The 25,602-nt window shown below is 69.7% G+C and carries 26 protein-coding genes; 20 read left to right on the plus strand and 6 right to left on the minus strand.

Features of this window, described 5'->3' with window-relative positions; all coding sequences use genetic code 11:
- Positions 1-13: 13 nt before the first annotated feature.
- From C6V83_RS08805 to ectA, 3 genes are read right to left on the minus strand one after another with little or no spacing between them, the layout of a single operon-like run.
- The gene (locus tag C6V83_RS08805; protein ID WP_105942084.1) at positions 14-415 is read right to left on the minus strand and encodes an ectoine synthase; all 402 of its coding nucleotides are present in this window, start codon (positions 413-415) and stop codon (positions 14-16) included.
- Positions 412-1,683: a diaminobutyrate--2-oxoglutarate transaminase gene (ectB, locus tag C6V83_RS08810; RefSeq protein WP_105942085.1), complete on the minus strand. Its 1,272-nt coding sequence runs from the start codon at positions 1,681-1,683 to the stop codon at positions 412-414. Before ectB ends, C6V83_RS08805 begins: the two co-directional genes overlap by 4 nt.
- A gap of 14 nt (positions 1,684-1,697) precedes the next feature.
- The gene (gene ectA, locus C6V83_RS08815; protein WP_105942086.1) at positions 1,698-2,219 is read right to left on the minus strand and encodes a diaminobutyrate acetyltransferase; all 522 of its coding nucleotides are present in this window, start codon (positions 2,217-2,219) and stop codon (positions 1,698-1,700) included.
- Between the two features lie 249 nt (positions 2,220-2,468).
- Here ectA and rsmD point away from each other — a divergent pair, with 249 nt between their 5' ends.
- Together rsmD and coaD are read left to right on the plus strand one after the other, a co-directional pair.
- A complete protein-coding gene (gene rsmD, locus C6V83_RS08820; protein WP_105942087.1) occupies positions 2,469-3,014 on the plus strand; it encodes a 16S rRNA (guanine(966)-N(2))-methyltransferase RsmD in 546 nt (181 codons plus the stop codon).
- Positions 3,015-3,195: 181 nt separating this feature from the next.
- On the plus strand, positions 3,196-3,684 hold the full coding sequence (gene coaD / locus C6V83_RS08825; protein WP_105943828.1) for a pantetheine-phosphate adenylyltransferase: 489 nt from the start codon (positions 3,196-3,198) through the stop codon (positions 3,682-3,684).
- 85 nt (positions 3,685-3,769) lie between these two features.
- Here coaD and C6V83_RS08830 read toward each other — a convergent pair whose 3' ends face one another.
- On the minus strand, positions 3,770-4,954 hold the full coding sequence (locus C6V83_RS08830) for a hypothetical protein (RefSeq protein ID WP_159067483.1): 1,185 nt from the start codon (positions 4,952-4,954) through the stop codon (positions 3,770-3,772).
- 228 nt (positions 4,955-5,182) lie between these two features.
- Here C6V83_RS08830 and C6V83_RS08835 point away from each other — a divergent pair, with 228 nt between their 5' ends.
- From C6V83_RS08835 to mutM, 4 genes are read left to right on the plus strand one after another with little or no spacing between them, the layout of a single operon-like run.
- Entirely contained in the window at positions 5,183-5,977 is a 795-nt protein-coding gene (locus tag C6V83_RS08835) for a DivIVA domain-containing protein (protein WP_199832610.1), read from the plus strand.
- A gap of 33 nt (positions 5,978-6,010) precedes the next feature.
- Positions 6,011-6,589 (plus strand): YceD family protein, encoded by a 579-nt coding sequence (locus tag C6V83_RS08840; RefSeq protein ID WP_407646268.1) that lies wholly within the window; start codon positions 6,011-6,013, stop codon positions 6,587-6,589.
- Positions 6,586-7,335 carry a ribonuclease III gene (rnc, locus tag C6V83_RS08845; protein WP_234353934.1) on the plus strand — a complete coding sequence of 250 codons (750 nt, stop codon included), beginning with the start codon at positions 6,586-6,588 and terminating at the stop codon, positions 7,333-7,335. The genes C6V83_RS08840 and rnc overlap by 4 nt, the downstream gene beginning before the upstream one ends.
- A 4-nt stretch (positions 7,336-7,339) precedes the next feature.
- Complete coding sequence (gene mutM / locus C6V83_RS08850) at positions 7,340-8,227, plus strand: bifunctional DNA-formamidopyrimidine glycosylase/DNA-(apurinic or apyrimidinic site) lyase (RefSeq protein WP_105942092.1); 888 nt, start codon at positions 7,340-7,342, stop codon at positions 8,225-8,227.
- A 93-nt stretch (positions 8,228-8,320) separates the two neighbouring features.
- Here the strand turns inward: mutM and C6V83_RS08855 are convergent, their stop codons facing one another.
- Positions 8,321-8,698: a nuclear transport factor 2 family protein gene (locus C6V83_RS08855; protein WP_105942093.1), complete on the minus strand. Its 378-nt coding sequence runs from the start codon at positions 8,696-8,698 to the stop codon at positions 8,321-8,323.
- A gap of 187 nt (positions 8,699-8,885) precedes the next feature.
- Here C6V83_RS08855 and C6V83_RS08860 point away from each other — a divergent pair, with 187 nt between their 5' ends.
- The 10 genes from C6V83_RS08860 to C6V83_RS08905 all read left to right on the plus strand — a co-directional run bounded on the left by C6V83_RS08860 (position 8,886) and on the right by C6V83_RS08905 (position 22,411).
- The gene (locus C6V83_RS08860) at positions 8,886-9,308 is read left to right on the plus strand and encodes an OsmC family protein (RefSeq protein WP_105942094.1); all 423 of its coding nucleotides are present in this window, start codon (positions 8,886-8,888) and stop codon (positions 9,306-9,308) included.
- Between the two features lie 142 nt (positions 9,309-9,450).
- Complete coding sequence (locus tag C6V83_RS08865; RefSeq protein WP_105942095.1) at positions 9,451-9,720, plus strand: acylphosphatase; 270 nt, start codon at positions 9,451-9,453, stop codon at positions 9,718-9,720.
- 37 nt (positions 9,721-9,757) lie between these two features.
- Positions 9,758-13,354, plus strand: coding sequence for a chromosome segregation protein SMC (gene smc / locus C6V83_RS08870; protein ID WP_105942096.1), 3,597 nt, complete (start codon positions 9,758-9,760; stop codon positions 13,352-13,354).
- 58 nt (positions 13,355-13,412) lie between these two features.
- Positions 13,413-14,879, plus strand: coding sequence for a signal recognition particle-docking protein FtsY (ftsY, locus tag C6V83_RS08875; protein WP_105942097.1), 1,467 nt, complete (start codon positions 13,413-13,415; stop codon positions 14,877-14,879).
- Positions 14,880-15,071: 192 nt separating this feature from the next.
- Positions 15,072-16,409, plus strand: coding sequence for an ammonium transporter (locus C6V83_RS08880; RefSeq protein ID WP_105942098.1), 1,338 nt, complete (start codon positions 15,072-15,074; stop codon positions 16,407-16,409).
- 87 nt (positions 16,410-16,496) lie between these two features.
- Positions 16,497-16,835 (plus strand): P-II family nitrogen regulator, encoded by a 339-nt coding sequence (locus tag C6V83_RS08885; RefSeq protein ID WP_105942099.1) that lies wholly within the window; start codon positions 16,497-16,499, stop codon positions 16,833-16,835.
- Entirely contained in the window at positions 16,810-19,209 is a 2,400-nt protein-coding gene (locus tag C6V83_RS08890) for a [protein-PII] uridylyltransferase (protein ID WP_105942100.1), read from the plus strand. Before C6V83_RS08885 ends, C6V83_RS08890 begins: the two co-directional genes overlap by 26 nt.
- A gap of 4 nt (positions 19,210-19,213) precedes the next feature.
- Positions 19,214-20,803 carry a signal recognition particle protein gene (gene ffh, locus C6V83_RS08895; RefSeq protein ID WP_105942101.1) on the plus strand — a complete coding sequence of 530 codons (1,590 nt, stop codon included), beginning with the start codon at positions 19,214-19,216 and terminating at the stop codon, positions 20,801-20,803.
- A gap of 4 nt (positions 20,804-20,807) precedes the next feature.
- A complete protein-coding gene (locus tag C6V83_RS08900; RefSeq protein ID WP_234353935.1) occupies positions 20,808-21,917 on the plus strand; it encodes an amidohydrolase family protein in 1,110 nt (369 codons plus the stop codon).
- Positions 21,918-21,985: 68 nt separating this feature from the next.
- Positions 21,986-22,411 (plus strand): nuclear transport factor 2 family protein, encoded by a 426-nt coding sequence (locus tag C6V83_RS08905; protein WP_105942102.1) that lies wholly within the window; start codon positions 21,986-21,988, stop codon positions 22,409-22,411.
- A 122-nt stretch (positions 22,412-22,533) separates the two neighbouring features.
- Here C6V83_RS08905 and C6V83_RS08910 read toward each other — a convergent pair whose 3' ends face one another.
- Positions 22,534-23,187: a hypothetical protein gene (locus C6V83_RS08910; RefSeq protein WP_105942103.1), complete on the minus strand. Its 654-nt coding sequence runs from the start codon at positions 23,185-23,187 to the stop codon at positions 22,534-22,536.
- Positions 23,188-23,559: 372 nt separating this feature from the next.
- Between C6V83_RS08910 and rpsP the strand changes: the two genes are divergently transcribed.
- From rpsP to trmD, 4 genes are read left to right on the plus strand one after another with little or no spacing between them, the layout of a single operon-like run.
- Positions 23,560-24,087 carry a 30S ribosomal protein S16 gene (rpsP, locus tag C6V83_RS08915; RefSeq protein WP_105942104.1) on the plus strand — a complete coding sequence of 176 codons (528 nt, stop codon included), beginning with the start codon at positions 23,560-23,562 and terminating at the stop codon, positions 24,085-24,087.
- Positions 24,084-24,326 (plus strand): RNA-binding protein, encoded by a 243-nt coding sequence (locus C6V83_RS08920; RefSeq protein ID WP_105942105.1) that lies wholly within the window; start codon positions 24,084-24,086, stop codon positions 24,324-24,326. The genes rpsP and C6V83_RS08920 overlap by 4 nt, the downstream gene beginning before the upstream one ends.
- 13 nt (positions 24,327-24,339) lie before the next feature.
- The gene (rimM, locus tag C6V83_RS08925; protein WP_105942106.1) at positions 24,340-24,849 is read left to right on the plus strand and encodes a ribosome maturation factor RimM; all 510 of its coding nucleotides are present in this window, start codon (positions 24,340-24,342) and stop codon (positions 24,847-24,849) included.
- A gap of 4 nt (positions 24,850-24,853) precedes the next feature.
- Positions 24,854-25,558: a tRNA (guanosine(37)-N1)-methyltransferase TrmD gene (gene trmD, locus C6V83_RS08930; RefSeq protein ID WP_105942107.1), complete on the plus strand. Its 705-nt coding sequence runs from the start codon at positions 24,854-24,856 to the stop codon at positions 25,556-25,558.
- The last annotated feature ends 44 nt before the right edge of the window (positions 25,559-25,602 follow it).

The following is a 25,602-nucleotide window of genomic DNA, read 5'->3' on the forward strand; positions in this document are numbered from 1 at the left end:
GCTCGATCGGCGGTCAGGCGTCGACGGCGACGAGCGGGTAGACCCCGTTCTCGTCGTGCACCTCAGTGCCCACCACCGGCGGGTTGAAGACGCAGAACATGCGCATCGGAACGCTGTCGGCGTCGACGGCGACGGTGTGCCGCTCGTTCCCGTCGAGCAAATACATGGTGCCCGGGGCGAGCGGGTACTCCACTCCGGTCTCGCGGTCGGTGAGGGTGCCGGTGCCCTCGACCAGCCACACCGCCTCGACGTGGTTGGCGTAGTGGAACTCGTTGACCGAGCCCGGAGCGATGGTGGTCTCGTGGAACGAGAACCCGACCCGGTCGCCGCCGAGCACGATCCGCTTGGAACGCCAGCTCCCGTCGGCGACGTCGCGCTCGGTGCCGGTGATCTCTGCGGTGGTGCGGACGATCATCCGACCACCTCCGCGGTGGCCGCCGCCAGCACGGCCAGGCCGTGGGCCAGATCGTCCTCATCGATGGTCAGCGGCGGCAGCAGCTTCACCACCTCGTCGCTGGGGCCGGAGGTCTCGGCCAGCAGCCCGGATTCGTAGGCCTTGGCGCAGACGCGGCCGGCGTTCTCCGGCTCGTCGAAGACCAGCCCGCGGACCATGCCGCGGCCCCGGTGCGACACGCCGTCGTGCGTGTTGCTGAGTTCCTCGAAGCACTCGGCGATGATCTCGCCCTTGCGGTGGACGTCGCGGCTGAGCAGGTCGTCGGACCAGAAGTGACGCAGGGCCGCGGTCGCAGTGACGAATGCCGGGTTGTTGCCGCGGAACGTGCCGTTGTGCTCGCCGGGCGACCAGACGTCCAGCTCCGGCTTGAGGAGGGTGAGCGCCATCGGCAGCCCGTACCCGCCGATCGACTTGGACAGGGTGACGATGTCCGGAACGATCCCGGCCTCTTCGAAGGAGAAGAACTCGCCGGTGCGGCCGCAGCCCATCTGCACATCGTCGACGACCAGCAGGATCTCGCGGGCGGCGCAGAGGTCGGCCAGGGCGCGCAGCCACTCCGGTCGCGCGACGTTGACGCCACCCTCGCCCTGAACGGTCTCCACGATCACGGCGGCCGGCCGGTTGAGGCCGCTGCCGGAATCGTCGAGCGTGCGCTCGAACCAGGAGAAGTCCTCCATCGCGCCGTCGAAGTAGTTGTCGAACGGCATCGGGGTGCTGTGCACGAGGGGGACGCCCGCGCCGGCCCGCTTCATCGCGTTGCCGGTGACCGACAGCGAACCCAGCGTCATGCCGTGGAACGCGTTGGTGAAGCTGATGACGGACTCGCGGCCGGTCACCTTGCGGGCCAGCTTCAGGGCGGACTCCACGGCGTTGGTACCGGTGGGGCCCGGGAACTGCACACGGTAGTCGAGCTTGCGGGGAGCGAGGATCTTGTCGTCGAAGGTCTGGAGGAACTCGCCCTTGGCGACTGTCATCATGTCCAGGCCGTGGGTGATCCCGTCGCGCACCAGGTGGGTCAGCAGCGCTTCTTTGAGCGCGGGGTGGTTGTGCCCGTAATTGAGGGCGCCGGCACCGGCGAAGAAGTCGAGGTACTGCTTGCCGTCGACGTCGGTCAGCCAGGAACCCCGGGCGGTATCGAATACCGCGGGCCAGTTGCGGCAATAGGATCGGACTTCGGATTCGTATCGGGTAAAGGTCTGCTCGTCCACGTGCGTTTCGATGGTCGTCATCGTCGATTCCTTATTCAGGTTGTGGGTGCCGCCAGGATGTACAGATCTTCGGGTTGATGTGCATCCGGGAAATCGGTGACGGCGAAAAGGGATTCGGACCCGAACCCCAGGCCCAGACGGTCGGCGACGCTGGCGAACAATCGCTGCGAGGCGAGGTTGTCGGGGCTGATGGTGGTGTGCATGCTGGTGACCCCGTCCGGGCGGCAACGCTCGAACAGCGTGGTCAGCATGCGCGCGGCGATTCCTGAACCGCGCTGATCGGCATCGACCGCCACCTGCCAGACCATCAGGACGTCCGGCCGGGTGGGCTTTCGGTAACCGGTCACGAATCCGACCGCCCGCTCGTCGCGCTCGGCGACGATCGAGGTGCTGGCGAAGTCGTGACACCAGAGCACGTAGGCGTAGCTCGAATTCACGTCGAGCACCTGGGAATCGCGGGCGATCTCCCAGAGACGAATGCCGTCGCCGACCACGGGCTCCCGGAAACGGATTTCGGGGTCGCGGTCGGGTCGTGACTTCGGTATCGCCGGATTCATGACGGCTTCGACGTTAACGAGAACGTCCAGACAAGTCACCGCCGATTCGATGCGAATCGCGAATGCGGCCGGTTCGTTACTGCTCAGAGGGTGGATGTGGGATAAGTCACACCCGGCCCGTTCGCCTCGGCCCCGCGGGTCTCGCGGGGTGTCTCGCCGGGCGGGTCGTGGACGGCACGCCGCCCGCCGGTGGAGCGCGGGTCCAGACGTGCCGGGCGACTCCGCGGCGGGCATTACGATGGGTGGACCATGCCCCGCATCATCGCCGGAGAGTTCCGCGGCCGTCGTCTCGCGTCGCCCGCCGAGTCCACCCGTCCCACCTCCGATCGCGTCCGCGAGGCCGTCGCGTCCATGCTCGGTTCCCGGATGGACCTGTCCGGCGCGCGGGTGCTCGATCTGTACGCCGGCACCGGAGCGCTGGCGCTCGAACTCCTGTCGCGAGGCGCGGGCAGCGCCGTGCTCGTCGAGTCCGACCGGAAGGCGGCCGCCGTGGTGCGCGACAACATCGCCGTGTGCGGCGCGCACGGTCGCGCCCGCGTGGTCAACCGGACCGTGGCGTCGTTCCTGTCCGCGCCCGGCGAGCTGTTCGACGTCGTCTTCCTCGATCCGCCCTACGCACTGGGCGCCGACGAGGTGTCCGCGTCGCTCGCCGCGCTGCCGGGACACCTCGCGGACGAAGCCTGGGTGATTCTGGAACGCGCCGCCCGCGGCGAGGAACCCGAGTGGCCGGAGGGACTCGTGCCGGTGGCCACGAAGTCGTACGGCGACACGGTCGTCACCCTCGCCGCGAACTGACCGTCGTACCGGCTGTCGGGTGTGCTGCCGGTCCAGTGCTCGGGTCCCGGTCCCGGCTCCCGACGTTCCGCCCCGGGTTTCTGGTTCCGCCCTATGCGGCCCGTATAGGGAGGAGCGGATTTCCTGGGGCGGAACCATGCTGAAGCCGTCCGCCGGTGCGCGGTCGGTAGGGTCTGTGCTCATGAGTGCTGCTGTCTGCCCCGGCTCCTACGACCCGTTCACCCTCGGTCACCGGTTCGTGGTGGCCAAGGCCGCCGAGCGCTTCGAGCGCGTGATCGTCGCCGTGGTCGTGAACCCGAACAAGCAAGGCATGTTCAGCGTGCCCGAGCGGATCGAGCTGATCCGGGACGACTGCGCGGATCTGCCCAACGTGGAGGTGCGCAGCTGGACCGGACTGCTGGTCGATCTGGTCCGCGACGAGGACGCGACGACGATCGTGAAGGGCCTGCGCGCCGAGACCGACTTCGCGTACGAGGCGCCGATGGCGCAGATGAACCGGGAACTGTCGGGCGCGGAGACCTTCTTCATGCTGACCGATCCCCGGTTCGCGCACGTCTCGAGCTCGCTGGTGAAAGAGGTCGCCAAACTCGGCGGTGATGCGTCGCCGTACCTCTCGCCGGAGATCCACCGGGCCCTGATGAATCGCATCGAGGGCGTGCTGCGGGCCTGACACCCGCTGGAGTACGCCCGACGACGGCTTGGTGCGGAAGGACGACGACGGCGCCGCTCGGACCCGGGGCTTCCCGTCAGCCTGCCTAGCCGGTCGGCGCCGCGGCCGGTTCGTCGTCGGAGTCCGATGTGGAGCTGTCTCCCGACGTGATCTCCGGGGTTGTGGCCGGGGTCGCCGAGGGCGTGGCGTCGTCATCGTTCGCGGCGTCGATTTCGGTTCCGGTTCCGGAGAGAGTGTTCGCGGTTCCGGCGCTTTCGTCACCGCTGGTCGCCGTATCGGAGTCGGTTCCGGCGGAGTCGGTGGTCGGCTCCTTCCTCTGCGATTCGACGACCGGAGTCTCGGTGTTCGCGAGCTGAAGGGCGGAGTCGTCCTCGAAGGCGCCGCCGAGATCGTCCTGAACTCCGGCGAGCCTGGCCGACGTGCCGGTGGGGTCAGAGAGGGGGAGCAGGTCGCTGGTATCGATCCCCGGGATGGTGACGTCGAACGGCAGCTTGAATGCGCCGGTCCGGAGGCTCGGGACGATGTCGCCGACGCCCGTCGGCAGACCGAACTCGATGCGGGGCATGCCGAGGTAGTTCACCGAGGTGTCGCCGTTGAGCTGCGTGGCGGGGAAGAGCAGAACCTTGGTGCCGAGCCACTGGACCTCGATCGCGCCGGGAACGGCTCCCGAGATCGGCTGGAACCCATAGGAACTGGTGAGTCGAACGAGGTTCTGCCAGTCACTTCCGCCGAACGTGAGACGGACGAAGTCGGCGCTGAGCGCGGTGTTCAGGTTTCCGCTCGCGATCCCGCTGATGACGTCGCCCACACTGATGTCGCCGGTGAGCAGGGCGAGTGGATTGGTAAGTGCGAACTGGAGGTTCTGCCCGGGTTTGTCGTACTGGGCGCCGAAGACGCCGAGGACGTTGACGCAGGCCCCGTCGCTCGATGAGTTGGCGAAGGCGAAGCCGCCCAGGCAGAAGGCGAGACCGTCCCCGGGGAGCAACGGCGCCGAGGCGCCGGCGAGTCCGAGGACTGCGACGGCCGTCGCGGTACTTCCCGAACCGGAGGCGTACGTGCCGGCGAACGACAGCGGCAGAATCGCGACGGAGGTGGCCGAGCCGCCGAGCCAGTCCGCGGCCAGCGCGGTGCCTCCCAGGAGGCTGTGCTCCGCAGCCGCGTCGGCTTGGCCTGCGCCGGTGGTCATGGATCCGGCGGCGACCGCTGCAGCGGTGGCGCATCCTGCCGCGGCAAGGGTGAGGCGGCGTCGGGCCGGGGTGGTGGGGGTCATCGGTGGCCTCTCCTCCGGGGGGATTCGTCGTCGTATGTGAATCGCGATCGAGTCAGATATGGCCGCACCTGGTCGGTAGTGCTAGACGGTCGACGGATTCACGTCTCAAAGTCCCTGTCGCGCGACACGCCCACGCGCCTCCCTTGTCACACAAGCAACATTCGGCACAATGGCCTCAGGATTAACGACCAGGCCAGTCATCGGTACTGCGCCGGACAAGGGGTAACCGTGTACCGCTGCTTTGAAGCCCTCGAAGAGCTGATGGCCATCGTCGAGGAGGCCCGAGGCGTCCCGATGTCGGCGAACTGTGTCGTGCCCCGCGAGGCGGTGCGCGAGTTGCTCGACGACCTCCGCGACGCGCTGCCGCAGGAAGTCGACGATGCGCAGGATGTGCTCGACGAACGCGACACGCTGATCATCAACGCGCGCGAGAGTGCCGACAGCATGGTCACCACTGCTGAGCGTGATTCGCAGTCCATGGTCGCGCAGGCCCGCGCCGAGGCGGACCGCATGCTCGCCGAGGCCAAGGCTCGCGCCGACCGCATGGTCGACGAGGCGAGCGCCCACGCCAAGACCATCGGTCAGAACGCCGCTGAAGAGGCACAGCGCCTGCAGACCAGCGCGCAGCGGGAGTTCGACGCGGTCACCGGCCGCGCGCATGCCGAAGCCGCACGCGTGATCGAGGCGGGCAACGCCAACTACGAGAAGTCGGTCGCCGACGGAATCGCCGAGCAGCAGCGCTTGGTGTCGGCGACCGAGGTCGTGGCCGCCGCGAAGTCCGAGGCCGAACGCATCGTCGATGCCGCCTACGCCGAGTCCGATCGCCTGCGCGGCGAGTGCGACGTCTACGTCGACGAGAAGCTCGCCGGCTTCGAGGACGTCCTGACCAACACGCTGCGCTCGGTGAACCGGGGTCGGCAGCAGCTGCGCACCGGTGCGGCCATGCACGACTACGTCGAGTACCCGCACAACGAGCACGCGAACGTGCACAACCATCCGGCGGCGACGCCGATGGCGGGCTGATCGGAGTCGCTGCCGGAGGGTAAAATCTCCGGCGTGAGCTCTCATTCTTCCGCCAGCCCCTTCGTGATCGACGTACGCAGCTTGCCGCGCCGACCCGGTTCGATGATCGAGGTCCATCGCACGGTCTCCGCGCCGGAGCGCATCGGCGCCGAGATGATCGGCATCCCCGAGGGCGGCGAGGTGGACTTCGACCTCCGACTGGAGTCGGTCTCCGAGGGCGTCCTGGTGACCGGCACCGTCCGTGCCGGGACACAGGGCCAGTGCGGGCGCTGCCTGGAGGCGGTGAACGGCGACGTCGACCTCTTCCTCACCGAGCTGTTCGCGTATCCCGAGAGCGAGACGGAGCAGACCACCGACGAGGAGGATGTCGCGCGGCTCGTCGACGACGAGGTGGATCTCGAGCAACTGATCATCGATGCCGTCGGCACCGAGCTGCCGTTGTCGCCGGTGTGCGACGAGTCCTGCCCCGGGCTGTGCGTCGAGTGCGGGATCCGGCTGGCCGATGCGGAGCCCGGGCACGGGCACGAGACCATCGACCCGCGATGGGCTGGGCTCGCGCGGTTCGCCGACGGCGGCGAGGCGGGGCAGTCGAACGAGGAGCGGGAGTCGTGAGCAAGGCTGATCCCGCTGATTTGCTTGCCGCGCTTGGTGTCTCGCTGAGCGATGAGCTTCTCACCCTGGCGCTGACACACCGTTCGTATGCGTACGAGAACGGTGGGCTGCCGACCAACGAGCGCCTCGAGTTCCTCGGTGACGCCGTGCTGGGTGTGGTCGTGACCGAGCGGCTCTACCGCGGTTTCCCGGACCGGCCGGAGGGGGAGCTCGCCAAGATCCGCGCGAGCGTGGTCAACATGCATGCTCTCGCGGACATCGCGCGCGACCTCGGGCCCGGCGGTCTGGGCGCTCATCTGTACCTGGGTCGCGGCGAAGAGCTGACCGGCGGTCGTGACAAGGCGAGCATCCTGGCCGACGGCCTGGAGTCGCTCCTGGGTGCGGTGTTCCTGGATCACGGGATCGAGACCGCCAAGGAAGTGGTTCTTCGGCTGTTCTCCCCGGCGATCGAACGGTCGGGCGAACTGGGCGCCGGCCTGGACTGGAAGACCTCGCTCCAGGAGCTGACCGCCGCGCAGAATCTCGGTGTGCCGCACTACCAGATCTCCTCGACCGGACCGGACCACAACAAGGAGTTCACCGCCGAGGCGATGGTGGCGGGCAAGGCTCGCGGTTCCGGTGTCGGCCGCACCAAGAAGGAGGCCGAGCAGAAGGCCGCGGCGCTCGCCTGGAAGGCGCTGAACGCCGAAGCACAGGGGTCGGCCGCAGGGCGAGAGCCCGCGGCTGAAGAGACCGCGGGCGCCTGACCCGGTGCCCGAACTCCCCGAGGTCGAGACCATTCGGATGGGCTTGGCCGCGCACCTGACCGGACGCCGGATCGACGACGTCGAGCCGCTCCACCCGCGCGCCACGCGACGCCATGTGTACGGCCCGGACGACCTGCGTAACAGGTTGCGCGGCAAAGAGATCCAGAGTGTCGACCGGCGCGGGAAGTACCTGTGGCTGAGCGCTGCGGACGCCGCCGACGAGGTCGGGGTCGTGGTGCACCTGGGGATGAGCGGCCAGATGCTGATGGCCGAGCGCGGTGCACCCGATCCGGTGCACCTGAGGATCCGGACGCTGCTCGACGACGGCAACGAACTGCGCTTCGTCGATCAGCGCACCTTCGGCGGCTGGCACCTTGACGAGTTCGTGGAGGCCGGTCCGCGGCGGCTTCCCGAGTCCGTCGCGCACATCGCGCCGGACCCGTTCGAGGAGGCGTACGACGCCGACGCTGTGGTGAACCTGTTGCGCCGCAAGGACACCGAGATCAAACGTGCGCTGCTGGATCAGACCGTGGTGGCCGGGGTCGGAAACATCTACGCCGACGAAGCGCTCTGGCGCGCGGGAGTGCACGGTCGTCGTCGTACCCGGGGCCTGAGCCGAGCGAAGCTGCACGAGGTCCTGTTCTTCGTCCGCGAGGTGATGGCGGAGGCGATCAAGGTCGGTGGAACGTCGTTCGACGATCTGTACGTCAACGTCAACGGCGAGTCCGGGTACTTCGAGCGTGCGCTGAACGCCTACGGACGGGAAGGGGAGGAGTGCGCGCGGTGCGGCACCCCGATGGCCCGCGAAAGCTTCATGAACCGCAGCTCGTTCTCTTGTCCGCAGTGTCAGCGCCCGCCCCGCAGACGCGCCGTACGGGCCCGGCACTTGTAGGACCGCGCGTGCACTGGACGACGAGGAACGAGTGACCGTGATCGCGTGGGACGACGTCGACGTCGTGCAGCGAGCGGAAGCCTTGCCGGCCGATCAGACGAGAGTGCCCTGGTGGTAGTCGGCACGCCACGCTGATCCGGTGCGCGTCCAGATCTTGGCGCGCCGGGTGCGACGCCCGTCCTGGGTCAGTTCGTATGTGGCTAGCCATGATTCGCCGCTGAGGTGGCGCACCGCGAACTCACGGACGGTGAACTGCGGTTCGTCGATCCCCGCGGCGTAGCGCTCGGCGACGGTGTCGAGCACGAAGTCGCGCTGGTGGACGCGCCCGGAAGCGCCGACCTCGAAGAAGTCGGGCGTCGTCATCTGCTCGAACACACTCCGATCGGAGCCTGGCGGAGAACGGTGGAAGCTCGGCTCGAGGGCGCGTAGTTCAGTCCCGACCAGGGTCGGGGACGGTGTCTGCTCAGTCATCTGTCGCGGATTCTATCGGCCCGCCGGCGTATGCAGCGGATATTGTCGCCAGGCGGCAAGATCCGCGACGCGGCTCCCGGCCGATGTCGGGGTCTCATAATCTGGTCGCGGTGCGTGCCAGGGAAGCTTGGTGGCGCGCCGGACGTTGTGCGGGGAGGAATCACCCGCGATCGAGAGGAATCAGCAGATGACCGAGCCCGCCAAGACCGAACTGTGGGTGCAGCGCACCGGGACGCGCCGGTACACCGGGCACAGCTCGCGGGGAGCGGAGGTGCTGGTCGGGTCGGAGGACGTCGAGGGCGTGTTCACTCCGGGTGAGCTGCTGAAGATCGCAGTGGCCGCGTGCAGTGGGATGGCCTCGGACTTCACGCTCTCCCGTCGACTGGGCGACGACTACGACGCCACCGTGCGGGTGACCGGCGCCGCCGACCGGGAGAACGAGGTGTACCCGCAGATCGACGAGGTGATGGAGCTCGACCTGTCCGAGCTCGATCCCGAAGCTGCCCAGCGCCTGCTCGGCGTCGTCCAGCGTGCCGTGGACAAGTACTGCACCGTCGGCCGCACCGTGAAGGCGGGCGCCCAGGTGAACCTGTCGATCGTGGCGGAGTGATCTCGACTCGTGGTTCCTGAGCTCCGTCGAAGGGCTGCGCTCGCTCAATCATCGGAGAGGTGCTCGCGTGATCACCGAAGGGGGCTCGCTCAATCATCGGAGAGGCGCTCGCTCGATCATCGAGGGGTGGGAGAGTGGACGTATGGAACGACTGACCGCGTATGTGCACGGCATGGTGCAGGGTGTCGGGTTCCGGTGGTGGACCCGCTCACGCGCCCTCGAACTCGGACTGACCGGCTACGCGAAGAATCTGGCCGACGGGCGCGTGCTGGTGGTCGCCGAGGGGCCGCGTCCGGCGCTGGACTCGCTGCTGGCCGCGTTGCGGTCGGGCAAGACCGCCGGATCGGTCGACCTGGTGGTCGAATCCTTCGGTCCGGCGCGCGGTGACCAGAGTGGATTCCACGAGCGGTGAGCCGCGCACGGGTTAACGGTGGGTATCCTTTACCGTCGTGCACCTCAAGAGCCTGACCCTGAAGGGCTTCAAGTCCTTCGCGTCGGCGACGACCCTCCGGTTCGAGCCGGGCATCACCTGTGTGGTGGGCCCCAACGGTTCGGGCAAGAGCAATGTCGTCGACGCTCTGACCTGGGTGATGGGTGAGCAAGGTGCGAAGGCCCTGCGCGGCGGCAAGATGGCCGACGTGATCTTCGCCGGCACGTCGGGGCGCGCGCCGCTGGGCCGCGCCGAGGTGACCCTGACGATCGACAACTCCGACGGCGCGCTGCCGATCGAGTACTCCGAGGTCTCCATCACGCGCCGCATGTTCCGCGACGGCGCCGGCGAGTACGAGATCAACGGCTCGGCCTGCCGCCTGATGGATGTGCAAGAACTGCTGTCGGACTCGGGCATCGGCCGGGAGATGCACGTGATCGTGGGCCAGGGCAGACTGGCAGCGATCCTGGAGTCGCGTCCGGAGGAACGGCGCGCCTTCATCGAAGAGGCGGCCGGGGTGCTCAAGCACCGTCGCCGCAAAGAGAAGGCCGTCCGCAAACTCGACGCCATGGCGGCCAACCTCGCCAGGCTGAGCGATCTGACCGGTGAGCTCCGGCGGCAGCTCAAGCCGCTGGGCCGACAGGCCGAGGTGGCGCGCCGCGCGGCCACCGTCCAGGCCGAACTGCGCGACGCCCGGCTGCGCCTGGCCGCGGACGATCTCGTCACCCGCCGCGCCGAGATGGCCGAGCATTCGGCGGTGGAGGAGGAGATCCGCCGCAAATCCGACGAGGTGACCGCCGAGCTCGACGCCGCCACTGAAGCCCTCATGCACAGCCGGGACCAGCTTGCGCAGGTCGCGCCGGCGGCGACCGAAGCGGGCCGGGTCTACTACACGTTGTCGGCCCTGGCCGAGCGGGTCGAAGGGACCCGGCGGCTGGCCGGCGAGCGCGCCGCCAACCTGGCGGCCCCCGGCGCCGTGGCCACCGGCCCCGATCCCGAAGAACTGGAACGCCGCGCCGACGAGGCCGAACTCGCCGAAGCGGAACTGACGGCCGCCGTCGAGGAGGCCGCCGAACGGCTGGAGTATGCGACCGCCGCCCTGCAGGCCGCCGAGCAGGCGTCGAGCGAAGCCGAGCGGGCCCACCTCGCCGCGGTCCGGGCCGTCGCCGACCGCCGGGAGGGCCTGGCCCGCCTCGAAGGCGAGGCCGCCAACCTGCGTACCCGCATCGACTCGGTCGACGGTGAGACGCAGCGGTTGACCGTCGCGATCGACGCCGCGCGTGAGCGTGCCGCCGCCGCACAGGTCGAGGTCGACGCCGCCGCCGCCCGGATGCGTGAACTCGAAGAGCGTGAAGAGGGCCTGGACTCCCACCACGAACGGTGTGTCGCGGCGTTGACCGAGGCGACGCAGCGGGTGACCGCCCTGCGCCAGGCTGAGCGGGAGGCGGAGCAGAAGATCGCCTCGCTCACTGCCCGGATCGAGGCGCTGGCCGTCGGTCTGGAACGCGCCGACGGGGGCGCATGGCTGCTCGAGCACAACACCGAAGGACTGCTCGCGCCGCTGTCGGAACTGCTGACCGTGGAACCCGGCTACGAGACGGCGATCGCCGGGGCCCTCGGTCCCGCCGTCGATGCGATCGCCACCGTCGACCAGATCGCCGCGCTCAGCGCGCTCGGTGCGCTGCGGAAGGGCGACGGCGGTCGCGCGGCGCTGATCGTCGGGGGTCTGCCAGACCTGCCTCGCTCGGGCCGGCCGCAGCTGCCGTCCGGTGCGGTGTGGGCCCGAGACGTGGTCACCGCGCCGGGTTCCATCGCCGGAGCGATCGACGTCCTGCTCGACGGGATCGTGCTGGTCGACGACGCCGAGCGGGCGATGGACACCGCGCGCGCACACCCGGTCCTCGCCGTGACCCGCGCGGGCGACCGGATCTCGGCCGCGTCGGTCGAGGGCGGCGTCTCGGCCCGGCCGTCGACGCTGGAGGTGCAGTCGGCGATCGACACCGCCACCGAGGACCTCGCCCGGGCCCGCCGCGACGCCGAGCAGCTCGACGACGAACTCGCCGACGCGCTCACCGCCGAACGCGAAGCCGCTGAGGCGGCCGAGGGCGCCCTCGCCGCGCTCGGGGAGTCCGACGCCAACGTCGGCGCCGCGTACGAGTTGCTCGGTCGCCTCGGCACCGAGATCCGCAACGCCGAACAGGAAGCCGAACGGCTGGTCCGTCAGCGCGAGAAGGCCGAAGAGGGCCGGGCCGAGAATCTCGCCGCGCTCACCGAAGTGGACGAGCGGCTGCGGCTGGCCGCCGACGAGACCCGCCTCCAGCACGACGACGACGCCGACCGCGCCCTGCGCGAGGCGGCCGCCGCCGAGGTCGCCTCCGCCCGGTCGGTCGAGGTGGAGACCCGGTTGGCGCTGCGGACCGCGGAGGAGCGGCTCGGCTCGGTGCGCGGGAAGGCCGAGGGACTGCGCCGCAGTGCGGCCGCCGAGCGGAGCAATCGCGAGCGCCAGCGCCGTCAGGATGCGCAACGCCGGTATGCGGCCGGGATCGCCGAAGCCGTGGCCCAGGCGGCGGTGCGTCTCGCCGAAGAGGTGGCGCTCGCCGTCGCCGATGCCGAGCGCGGCCGCGACGAACTGGAAGCGGCGCGCTCGGCCCGGACCGCCGAGACCGACGAGCTCCGTGCCCGCGTAGACGCCGCGACGTCGACCCTGAACTCGCTGCGCGACGCCGTACACCGCGACGAGGTGGCCAAGGCGCAGGCCGCACTGCGCATCGAGCAGTTGGAAGAGCAGGTTCTCGAGCAGTTCGCCGTCGCCCCCGACGACCTCGTCGCCGAGTACGGTCCAGACGTGCCGATGCCGCCGTCGGAGCTGGAGCTCCGCGAGTACGAGGAGGCCAAGGCCAGGGGCGAGCTCGTCGTCGCGCCCGCGCCGATGCCCTTCGACCGGGCGACGCAGGAGGCCCGCGCGAAGAAGGCACAGAAGGACCTGAACACCCTGGGCAAGGTCAATCCCCTGGCGCTGGAGGAGTTCGCGGCCCTCGAGGAGCGCTACAACTTCCTCTCGGCGCAGCTGGAGGACGTCAAAGCCGCGCGCGACGACCTGCTGGACGTGGTGGCCGACGTGGACGCGAAGATCCTGCAGGTCTTCACCGAGGCCTACGCCGACGTCGAGAAGGAGTTCGCCCAGGTATTCGCCACGCTCTTCCCCGGCGGCGAGGGACGGCTCGTGCTCACCGAGCCCGGCGACATGCTCACCACCGGCGTCGAGGTGGAGGCGCGGCCGCCGGGTAAGAAGGTCAAACGGCTGTCGCTGCTGTCCGGCGGCGAGAAGTCGCTGACCGCCGTGGCCATGCTGGTCGCCATCTTCCGGGCCCGACCGTCGCCCTTCTACGTCATGGACGAGGTGGAGGCGGCCCTCGACGACGCCAACCTGCGCCGGCTGATCAGCCTCTTCGAGCAGCTGCGTGAGCGCAGCCAGCTGATCGTCATCACCCACCAGAAGCCGACCATGGAGATCGCCGACGCGCTGTACGGGGTCAGCATGCGCGGCGACGGCATCACCCAGGTGATCTCGCAGCGTTTGCGCGGAGTGGACCTGAACCCCGCACAATCGACGTGACGCCCGGCTCCGCCGGCCGTGAACATCCCTCGCACCGCGCACTGAAAGGCCCGCCTTCGTGGACACCCAACTGATCATCGGCATCGTCATCGCCGTCGTCGTGCTGCTGGCGCTCGTCGTCGGCGGCGGAATCGCGCTGCAGCGCCGGCGTCGGATCTCGCTCACGGCTCCGGAGGCGCAGACGCCGGACGGCAAGCGCGAGGTCGACAAGTCCGGCGGCTACCAGGCCGGATCGGGTTTCAGCTTCGCGCAGGGCGGCACAGCCACTGCCGAGAAGGCGCCGGCCGGCGAGCCGCCTGCAGCCGGCACGACCGAGGGCGTCGCCGAGGAAGCCGAACGGATTCTGGCCGAGGCGAGTCCGCAGCCGGTGGAGCCGGTCGCGGACGAGCCGATCGCCCAGCTGCCCGACACCGAGACGGCATCCGACGACGCCGCCATGGTGGTGCAGGAGTCCGTCGAGGCCGCCGAGGTGGAGGCCGCGCAGACCGTGACGCCGGCCGAGGTGCCGGTGGTCGCGCCGGAGCCGGAGCCCGAGCCGGAGCCGGAGCCCGAGCCCGCGGTCGAGCGGAGTCGAGACCTCGAGCAGCCCGCCGAGCTCGACGAGATCGCGCCCACCGAGGGCCGCCTGGCCAGGCTGCGGGGCCGCCTGGCGCGGTCGCAGGGCGCCATCGGCACCTCCATGCTCGGTCTGCTGGGCGCCGGTGACCTCGACGAGGACAGCTGGGAGGAGATCGAGGACACCCTGGTGATGGCCGATCTCGGCACCGCGGCCACCACGGCGGTGGTGGAGGGCCTGCGAGCCGAACTGGCGACCGGCAAGGTCCGCACCGCCGACGACGCCCGCGCGGCGCTGCGGAAGGTGCTGGTGCAGCAGCTGCACCCGGGGCTGGATCGTTCGGTCAAGGCACTCCCGCACGCGGGCGGCCCGGCCGTGGTGCTGGTGGTCGGTGTCAACGGCGTCGGCAAGACCACCACGACCGGCAAGCTGGCGCGCGTGCTCGTCGCCGACGGACGGCGTGTGCTGCTCGGCGCCGCCGACACCTTCCGCGCCGCCGCCGCCGACCAGTTGCAGACCTGGGGCGAGCGCGTGGGAGCAGGGATCGTGCGCGGCAAGGAGGGCGCCGATCCGGCGTCGGTCGCCTTCGACGCGGTCTCGACCGGGATCGGCGACGGGGTGGACGTGGTGCTCATCGACACCGCCGGCCGCCTGCACACCAAGACCGGCCTGATGGACGAGCTCGGCAAGGTCAAGCGCGTGGTGGAGAAGAAGACCCCGGTCGACGAGGTGCTGCTGGTGCTCGACGCGACAGTGGGCCAGAACGGTCTCACACAGGCCAAGGTGTTCGCCGAGGTCGTCGACCTGACCGGGGTGGTGCTGACCAAGCTCGACGGCACGGCCAAGGGCGGCATCGTCTTCCGCATCCAGGAGGAACTGGGCGTTCCGGTGAAGCTGGTCGGACTCGGCGAGGGCGCCGACGACCTGGCTCCCTTCGAGCCGGGGGCGTTCGTCGACGCCCTGCTCTGACAGTGCCAGCGGATCGCCGAGCGCCTGCGCCGGACGCGCCGTCGTACGTCTTGATCGGGACGGAAACGCAGCGTTAACGGTGCGCGAGGCCGTGTAACACCGCCGAAATCAATCAGCGCGTTCTCAGGAAACCTGGTCGCGGGAAGGTCTCTTCACAACGTCGAATCCGGCGTGGATTGAGGAGGTTTCACCGTGACAACGGCTTTACCCGACGACGTCTTCGGGACGTTCGACACCGGCAACACCGCCTGGGTGCTGATCAGCGCGGCGCTCGTGCTGATGATGACGCCGGCGCTGGCGTTCTTCTATGGAGGCCTGACGGGCAAGAATTCGGTTCTCAACATGATGATGATGTCGTTCGCCTCGATGGCGACCGTCTCCGTCGTGTACATCCTGTGGGGATTCTCGATGTCGTTCGGCAACTCCCTCACCGGAGACGACGACATCTGGGGGCTCTTCGCCAATCCGTTCTCCCTGTTCGGGTCGGACCAGCTGATGGCGACCCAGGGCGACGACGTCGTGATGTGGGGCGGTGACGGCGGTGTTCCGGCCATGGTCTTCCTGGCCTTCCAGCTGACCTTCGCGGTGATCACCGTGGCACTGGTCAGCGGCGCCCTGGCCGAGCGCGTGAAGTTCGGCACCTGGCTGGCCTTCAGCGTCCTGTTCGTCACCCTCGTCTACTTCCCGCTCGCGCACATGGTGTGGGGCGGCGGCCTGCTCGGCGAGGGCGAGCACAGCTTCGCGGCGTGGATCTTCGGCACCGAAGTGGTGGACGGGGAGACGGTGGCCAAGGTCTCGCCGATCGACTTCGCCGGCGGCACCGTGGTGCACATCAACGCAGGCATGGCGGCCCTGGTGCTGGCCGTCCTGGTCGGCAAGCGCCTCGGCTTCGGCAAGACCGCCTACCGCCCGCACAACATCCCGTTCGTCATGCTCGGCGCCGCTCTGCTGTGGATCGGCTGGTTCGGCTTCAACGTCGGTTCGGAACTGGGCGCCAACGCCAACGCCGGTCTGGTGTGGGTCAACACCACCGTCGCCACCGCCGCGGCGATCATCGGCTGGCTCGCGGTGGAATGGATCCGCGACGGGAAGCCGACCAGCGTCGGCGCCGCGTCGGGCATCGTCGCCGGTCTGGTGGCCATCACCCCCGCGTGCGGTTCGCTGACCCCGGTCGGCTCGCTCGGCCTGGGCGTCGTCGCCGGTGCCCTCGCCGCCCTGGCGATCGGCCTCAAGTACAAGTTCGGGTTCGACGACTCGCTCGACGTCGTCGGCGTCCACCTGGTGGCCGGGCTCTGGGGCACCGTGGCCATCGGCCTGCTGGCCAAGGACACCGGCCTGTTCTACGGCCACGACCTGCGGCAGCTGGTGATCCAGACGGTGATCGCGCTGCTGGCCCTGGTGTTCACGGGTGTCCTGACCGCGGTGATCTACTACGTGCTCAAGCCCCTCGGCTGGCGCGTGGAGAAGGAGGAGGAAGCTCGCGGTATCGACGCCAGCGAGCACGCGGAGACCGCGTACGACCTCGTCTGAGCCGAGACGGCCGGGCGGTGTGTCTGCCCGGCCGCCGGTCCTCACTCCCACTACTAGGCTGAACAGCAGAAAAGAAAGGGTGTACCCATGAAGCTGATTACCGCCATCATCAAGCCGTTCACGCTCGAGGACGTCAAGACCGCACTGGAGCAGCTCGGCATCGTCGGCATGACGGTCAGCGAGGTGCAGGGCTACGGCCGCCAGAAGGGCCACACCGAGGTCTACCGCGGCGCCGAGTACGCCGTGGACTTCGTCCCGAAGGTGCGGGTCGAGGTCGTCGTCGACGACGAGGACGTGGACCAGGTGACCGATGCGATCGTCGAGGCGGCGCGCACCGGCAAGATCGGGGACGGCAAGGTCTGGGTGTCTCCGGTGGAGAAGGTGATCCGGGTGCGCACCGGTGAACGCGGCAGCGAAGCTCTCTGAGGCGGCCGCGCCGGATCCGGCGCGGCGCCTCGCCGCGGCTCGTGCGGACGTTCTGGCGGGGTATTCGCCGGACGAGGCGGCCGGTGCGCCGCTGCGCGCGGGGCTCGCGGCGGCGTATGAAGACTGGCTGACCGCCCGGGCCGCCGAACTCGAGGTGGTCGAGGGCAGCGGGTTCGCGATCGTGGCCGTCGGCGCCCTGGGCCGCCACGAGATGGTGCCCGGCTCGGACCTGGACCTGGTGCTGCTGCACGACGACCGGTTCCCGGACCGCGTGCAGGAGGTGGCCGACGGCCTCTGGTATCCGATCTGGGACTCCGGGATCGGTCTCGACCACAGTGTCCGGACCATCCCGTCGGTGCTGCGCGTGGCGCGCGAGGAGCCGACTGCGGCGCTGGGTCTGCTCGACGCCCGCTTCGTCGCCGGCGACGGGGATCTGGCGGCGCTGATGATCGATTCGGTTCGCAATCTCTGGCGCATCGAGGCCCGACTGCGTCTTCCGGACGTGCTCGACCTGACGCGGCAGCGGTGGAAGCGGGCCGGCGAGATCACCCAGCACGCCCAGCCGGACCTGAAGCACGGCCGCGGGGGACTGCGCGACGTGCAACTGCTGAACGCCCTCGCGCTGGCCCAGCTGACCGACGGCCTCTCCCGGCTGCGGGCCGATCAGGCCGGAACGCCGGTGGCACTGGCGTACGAACGGCTGCTCGACATCAGGACCCAGCACCAGTTGATCACCGGGCGCGCGCGAGACCGGCTGCAGGCGCAAGAGGCCGAGCAGCTGGCGGGGGCACTGGGGCTGGCGGACAGGTTCGAACTGGCCGGGATCCTCAGCGATGCCGCCCGCACCGTCGAGTTCGCGGTCGACACCGGGATCCGGACGGCGGGGAACGCCGTCGGCCGCCGCGGACTCGCGCGGTTCCGTCGGCTGCCGTTGCGCAAGCCGCTCGACGAAGGGGTCGTCCAGCACGACGGCGAGGTGGTCCTCGCGCGGTCGGCGATGCCGAGTCAGGACCCCGGGCTGGTGTTCCGGGTCGCGGCGGCGGCGGCGAAGAACGATCTGCCGATCAACGGCCCCGCCCTGGAACGGCTGGCCAAGTACTCGCCGGATCCGGTGGAGCCCTGGCCGCCGGAACCGTTGAGCGACCTGCTGGTGTTGCTGTCCGCGGGCGCGCCGATGGCCCGGACCGTGGAAGCGCTGGACCGGATCGGCTTGTGGGACAGGTTCTTTCCCGAGTGGAAAGGGATCCGGGATCTGGCCCCTCGAGATCCGGTGCACACGTGGACGGTCGATCGCCATCTGATCGAGACGGTGATCGGCGCGGCCGCGCTGACGACGAGCGTGTCGCGGCCGGATCTGTTACTGCTCGGCGCCCTGATCCACGACATCGGCAAGGGGCGCGGCGGCGATCACAGCGAGATCGGCGCGGACCTGGCGGTGGGCATCGGCACCCGGCTGGGGCTGTGGCCGCAGGACGTGCAGACCCTGTCTGCCGTGGTGCGCCACCACCTGCTGCTGCCGTCGACCGCCACTCGCCGGGACCCGACTGATCCGCGGATCGTGGAATCGGTGGCGCAGACGCTCGGGCACGACCGGGTCCTGGTGGAGTTGCTCGGGGCGCTGGCCAAGGCGGACGGCGAGGCGACGGGGGCGGCCGCCTGGAGCGATTGGAAGGCGTCCCTGGTGGCGGGGCTCACGGCGGGCGTGCTGGCGGTGATCGGGGGTGCGGCGCCTCCCGAACCGGAGCCGCTCACCGCCGAGCAGACGGCGCTCGCCGAAGAGGGCGGACTGCATGTGCGGCTGGAGGCCGGCGACGGCCCGACCACGTACCTGGCGACCCTGGTCGCGCCGGATCGTCCCGGGTTGCTGTCCCGGATGGCCGGCGTGCTGGCCGCGGCGGGTCTCACCACGCATGCGGCGCACGTTCGCTCGCATGCGGGCCACGCGGTCAACACCTTCGTGGTGATGCCTGCGTTCGGCGATCCGCCGGACGTGCAGGTGCTGAGGCAGCGGTTGCGCACCGTGCTGGAGGGCGGGGCCGACGTCGTCGCGGGTCTGTCCGACGGCGACGATCTGCCGCCGGTGCTGGCGCCGCCGCGGGCGTCGTGGGTGGACGACGAGGTGTCCGGATCGCTGTTGCTGGAAGTGCGCTCGGCGGATCGCCCCGGCCTGCTCGCGCGGCTGGCCGCGGTGCTCGAACGCGCCGGGGCAGACGTCGTCTGGGCCACGGTGACGACGCTGGGTTCGACGGTCATCGACACCTTCAGCGTGCGGCTGCACCGGGATTCCCCCGGTGTCCGCGAGGAGATCGTCGCCGCGGTCTTGCGCGTGTGCCCGGGTCCCGCGCACCGGCCGGTCGCGGAGGTGGAAGGATAGGGGAATGTTCGAATCCCTCTCCGACCGGTTGACCGGTGCCCTCAAGGACCTGCGTGGCAAGGGGCGGCTGACCGACGCCGACATCGACGCGACCGCACGTGAGATCCGGCTGGCCCTGCTCGAAGCCGACGTCTCGCTCCCGGTGGTGCGGACGTTCATCGCCCGGATCAAGCAGCGGGCCAAGGGCCAGGAGGTCTCCGGCGCGCTCAATCCGGCGCAGCAGATCGTCAAGATCGTCAACGAGGAGCTCATCGGGATCCTCGGCGGCGAGACGCGTCGCATCCAGCTGGCGAAGAATCCGCCGACGGTCATCATGCTGGCCGGACTGCAGGGCGCCGGTAAGACCACTCTCGCCGGCAAGCTGGCGAACTGGCTGACCAAACAGGGGCACACCCCGATCCTGGTGGCCTGTGACCTGCAGCGGCCGGGCGCCGTGCAGCAGCTGCAGATCGTCGGCGAGCGGGCCGGGGTGCCGGTGTATGCACCGAACCCGGGCACGGCGGTCGGCGGCGAGGGCGACCTCGGCGTCGACGGTTCGGGCGATCCGGTCGCCGTGGCCACCGGGGGCGTCGAGTTCGCGCGGGAGAAGCTGCACGACGTCGTCATCATCGACACCGCGGGCCGCCTGGGCATCGACGAGGTGCTGATGAAGCAGGCCTCCGACATCCGCGATGCCACGAACCCGGACGAAGTGCTGTTCGTCCTCGACGCGATGATCGGCCAGGACGCGGTCGCCACCGCGCAGGCCTTCGCCGAGGGCGTCGACTTCACCGGCGTCGTCCTCACCAAGCTCGACGGCGACGCCCGCGGCGGTGCGGCGCTGTCGGTCCGGGAGATCACCGGACGGCCGATCATGTTCGCCTCGACCGGCGAGAAGCTCGACGAGTTCGACGTATTCCACCCGGACCGCATGTCCAGCCGCATCCTCGGCATGGGCGACGTGCTGTCGCTGATCGAGCAGGCCGAGCAGCACTGGGATGCCGCCGAGGCAGAGAAGGCCGCCGAGAAGATCAGCCAGGGCGAGCTCACCTTGGAGGACTTCCTCGAGCAGATGCTGATGATCCGCAAGATGGGTCCGATCGGGAACCTGCTCGGCATGCTGCCGGGCGCCGGGGACATGAAGGACGCCCTGTCGCAGGTCGACGACAAGCAGCTGGACAAATTGCAGGCGATCATCCGCGGCATGACGCCGGCCGAGCGTGCCGACCCGAAGATCATCAACGCGTCGCGCCGGATCCGCATCGCGAACGGCTCGGGCGTCACGGTGACCGACGTCAACCAGCTGGTGGACCGCTTTTTCGCGGCCCGCAAGATGATGTCGCAGATGTCCGGCCGGATGATGGGCATGCCCGGCGGCGGCAAGCGCAGCAATCGCAAAGGCAAGAAGGGCAAGGGTCGCAAGGGCAAGGGCCGCGGACCGACGCCGCCGAAGGGGATGCGCGGAGGGATGCCGGGCATGGGCATGCCGGGGATGCCGGGGATGGGCCTGCCGCCCGGCATGGACCTCTCGCAGATGCCGCCGGGCCTGGACCAGCTCCCGCCGGGGCTGGAGGGCATCGACCTCAACGATCTGAAGCTTCCGAAGAACAAGTAGTCCCGTGAGCGATCCTTCGAGGGTTCGAGCCATCCCCGCGGAGCACTATCGCGGGATCGATCCGTTCACCGGCGAGCAGCTCGAACTCTGGGTCGACGGCGGGCGGATCTGGACCGAGCCGGTGCCGGGCGCGCAGACCGTCTCGGACGGCGGGTGGATCGTTCCGGGGCTGGTCGACGCCCACAACCACGTCGGCATCGCGCCCGGCCTCGGGGTGACCGTCGAGCAGGCGCGCGGTTTCGCCGCGCAGGACGCCCGCGCCGGGGCGCTGCTGATCCGCGAGGTCGGCTCGCCCGTCGACACGCATCCGCTCGACGACGACGCGCACGGCCCGCGGTTCCTGCGCGCCGGAAAGCACATCGCCCGGCCCAAGCGCTACCTCCGCGACTACGGCGTCGAACTCGACGACCCCGACCTGCTCGCCGACGAGGTACGCCGGCAGGCCGCCGCCGGTGACGGCTGGGTCAAGGTGGTCGGGGACTGGATCGACCGCGAGGTGGGCGATCTGGCGCCGCTGTGGACGCGGGCGCAACTCGACGCGGCCGCGACCGCGGCGCACGAGTCCGGGGCGCGGATCACCGCGCACGTCTTCGGTCACGACGCGCTGCCGGACCTCATCGAGGCGGGGTTCGACTCGATCGAGCACGGCGCCGGGCTCACACCGGAGCTGATCGATCAGCTGGTCGCGCGGGACATCGCGCTGGTGCCGACGCTGATTCAGGTGGAGAACTTCCCGGGCATCGCCGACGGCGCCGACCGGTTCCCGGCCTATCAGCGGAACATGCGTGCGCTGTATGCGCGCTCGCGGGAGGTCTTCGCGGCGGCGCGTGAGGCGGGCGTGGCGATCTATGCGGGCACCGACGCGGGCGGCTTCGTCGAGCACGGCCGGATCGTCGACGAGGTGGAGGCGCTCACCGGGCTCGGCTTCTCTCCGATTGAGGCGCTGGCGGCGTCGTCGTGCCGACCGCGCGAATGGCTGGGTGCCGACGGCATCGTCCACGGCGCGCGAGCAGACTTCCTGGTGCTCGACGACGACCCGGCGCAGTCGGTGGCAGCCCTGCGCAGGCCACGGCACATCGTGTGCGGCGGCGCCCGTCTCGCTGAACTGAGCTGATCGGGGGATCGGTCGACGAGAACCCAATTCTTCAAGACGGCGCAGGCACGGTCGGCGATGCTGGTGAGATGACCGACCATCCCGATCCAGCACTCTTCGAGATCTTCGCCGCGGTGACGAGTGAGTGGGACGAGGCCCTCGTCGCCAACGACGCGGAGCGGATCGCCGCCTACGCCGCCGAGGAGTGGACGTTCCTCGGTCCGGACGGGCCGTTCCCGGGCGCGGACTTCCTCGCGGCGACAGCACGCGGCGAGGTCAGTCACGACACCATGACGAGCGAGGTGCACAAGGTGTTCGACCTCGGCGACGTCGCCGTCGTCGTGTCCCGGGTGCAGAACACCGGCCGATATCGTGGCGAGCCTTTCGAGAACGACGAGTGGACCTCGGACGTGTTCGTCAAGCGCGACGATCGGTGGCAGTGCGTGCTGACGCATCTCACTCCGGCCCGAGCATCCGATTCTGCTGGACGAGAGCAGCCCCCGGGCGGTGGGTGACGGGATCTCGATCCACCACCAGCTGGATGAGGCAGTCGAGTGAACGCGCGAATCGGTCGGGCGAGTGTGAGTCGGTGGTCCGGTGGCGGCGAACGCGGTGAGCCGTGTATCGAGATCAGCGGTCAGAGCAGGCGGAGAATGCCGATGCCGATCAGCAGTGCGGACACCAGCCAGCCCGCGCCGCGGGCGACCGTGCCCTGATTGCGCCGGGCCTTGGCGAAGAGCCGGCCCACCCAGGAATGGGGGAACTTGCGGACCACACCGAGGAGCAGTGCCGCCAGGAACGGCAGGCTCAGCGCCACGCAGGCGAACAGGAGGATCCCGATGTATCGTTCGGCGGTCGGGATCCCGCTGGCCGAGAGCACCGCCAGGCCGGCGAAGAACGGCACCGAGGTGGCCGACTGGATCACGCCCAGGATCAGGCCCACCAGCACGGTCAGCGGCGACGGGGTGCGCAGCGGCTGCAGGATCCGGTCCACCAGTTCCGAGGAGTCCCCGCCCCGGTAGGTCAGAATCGCGGTGACCACGCCGGTCAGGATCAGCAGGATGCCGAAGACGGGGGAGTCGACGACGTGTTTGACGAAGTCACCGAGCCCGTCGAACGCCAGCAGCACCACCAGCGCGAGCAGCGCCACGCCCAGCCAGTCGCCGAGAATCAGCAGACTGGCGATGCCGCGGTAGCGGCCCGCGGGGAGCATCATGGCCAGCGCCACCAGCACCCCGATGAGCAGGACGTTGACCGCATCCACGAAGGCGTAGGCGAGGACATTGAGCATGTGTTCGCTCTCCGTTCCTCGTCCGATGGTCTGCCTCGTCTACGACGATGCGCTCGCGGCGCACCCCGGCGAGTCTAACCGTCTCGGCCCCGACGGCCGCCAATCGTGACGCTGTGATGTTGTCGCCACCGGTACGACGGTGAGTCGGCGTGGCGCTCGTCCGGTGGTGTACTCGCGTACCGCGGGTCAGCGGCCGCCGGCTCCCGGTCGGTACGGTTTGGCCGCGTCCTGCGGCGCGTGGCAGAATGGAACGCTGGTTCGCCGGAAGCGGTTACGCACCGTCCGGCGGTCACCCCGTAAGAGATCGCAAAACCGGATCCGCCGTTCCCGGCGGATCGCTGAATTGCGCTGTGACATGCAAAGGAACGCCACATGGCTGTCAAGATCAAGCTCACCCGGCTCGGCAAGATCCGGAACCCGCAGTACCGCATCATCGTCGCCGACTCGCGCACCCGCCGTAACGGTCGCGCCATCGAGACCATCGGCAAGTACCACCCGAAGGAAGAGCCCTCGCTGATCGAGGTCGATTCCGAGCGCGCACAGTACTGGCTGGGCGTCGGGGCGCAGCCGACCGAGCCCGTGCTGGCGATCCTCAAGATCACCGGCGACTGGCAGAAGCACAAGGGCCTGCCGGGTGCCGAGGGCACGCTGAAGGTCGCCGAGCCCAAGCCGAGCAAGCAGGAGCTGTTCGCTGCTGCGCTGGCTGCCGCCGAGAACGAGCCCGGCGTCGAGGCCACCACTGCCAAGAAGAAGTCGGGCAAGAAGTCGGCCGCTGAGAAGGTCGAAGAGGTCGTCGAGGACGTCGTCGAGAAGGTCGAAGAGGCCGTCGAGTCCGCCGTCGAGAAGGCCGAAGAGGTCGCGGAGAAGGTCGTCGAGGCCGTCAAGGGCGACGACAAGTGAGTGCTGTCGTCGCTGACGCTGTCGAGCACCTGGTGCGCGGCATCGTCGCCAATCCCGACGACGTGCGGGTCGAGCTCATCACCGGCCGTCGCGGCCGGATGATCGAGGTTCACGTGAACCCCGAGGACCTCGGCAAGGTGATCGGCCGCAACGGCCGGACCGCCACCGCGCTGCGGACCCTGGTCGCCGGTGTCGGCGGCCGCGGTATGCGCGTCGACATCGTCGACACCGACCGCTGACGCCAGAGCCACGATGGATCTCGTGATCGGCCGAGTGGCCAAGACGCACGGTGTTCGCGGAGAACTCGTGGTGGATGTGCGCACGGACGATCCCGGTGAGCGTTTCGCCGTCGGGAACGTCCTGCGCGGCCGCGCGCCGAAGGGCGCCGGCGAGAAGAACTACACGGTGACAGCCGCCCGGCCCCATGCCGGGCGGCTGCTCGTGTCCCTGCAGGGGATCACCGACCGCGACGCAGGGGATGCGTTGCGCGGCACCCTGTTTCTGATCGACGCCGCCGACGTCGACTCCGGTGACGACCCGGACGAGTTCTACGACCACGAGCTCATCGGCTTGCCGGTGAGCACCGTGGACGGAGCGTCGGTCGGCGAGGTCTCCGATGTGCTGCACCTGCCCGGAGGCGAGCTGCTCGCGGTGAAGACCCCCGCCGGCGAAGTGCTGGTTCCGTTCGTCGCGGCGATCGTCCCGACGGTCACCCGGGACGGGATCGTCGTCGACCCGCCCGAAGGCCTGCTGGAGGGCTGACGGCGTGCGCATCGACGTCGTCACCATCTTCCCCGAATACCTGGAGCCGCTACGGGTGGCGCTGCTGGGCAAGGCCGTCGACGCCGGTCTGCTCGAGGTCGGCGTCCACGATCTGCGGGACTGGACGCACGACGTGCACCGCAGCGTCGACGATCAGCCGTACGGCGGCGGCCCGGGCATGGTGATGAAGCCCGACGTGTGGGGCCCGGCGCTCGACGACGTCTGCCCGGACGAGGCGCTGCTCGTGGTCCCGACACCCGCTGGGCGGCCGTTCACCCAGGCCACCGCGGAGCGATGGAGTGCCGAGGCGCACCTGGTCTTCGCGTGCGGACGCTACGAAGGCATCGATCAGCGGGTGTTCGACGACGCGGCGCGGCGCGTCCGCGTCGAAGAGGTCTCCCTCGGCGACTTCGTCCTCATCGGCGGGGAGGCGGCAGTGCTCTGCATGGTCGAGGCCACCACCCGCCTGATCCCCGGAGTGATCGGGAATCCTCAGTCGCACCAAGAGGATTCGTTCTCCGACGGTCTGCTCGAGGGGCCGAGTTTCACCAGGCCTAAGGTGTGGCGCAACCTCGAAGTCCCACCCGTGCTGCTGTCCGGCGACCACGGCAAGGTCGCAGCCTGGCGGCGCGAGCAGGCACTGGAACGCACCCGGGAACGGCGTCCGGAGCTGCTCGACGACCCCGCCCCGCGACCCTCCGCAGACTGAATTCCGGTGCGCCCGGCGTGTCGGGGAACCGGTGGCGGCTCGCC

The sequence above is a fragment of the Gordonia iterans genome (assembly GCF_002993285.1).
Taxonomy (GTDB): domain Bacteria; phylum Actinomycetota; class Actinomycetes; order Mycobacteriales; family Mycobacteriaceae; genus Gordonia; species Gordonia iterans.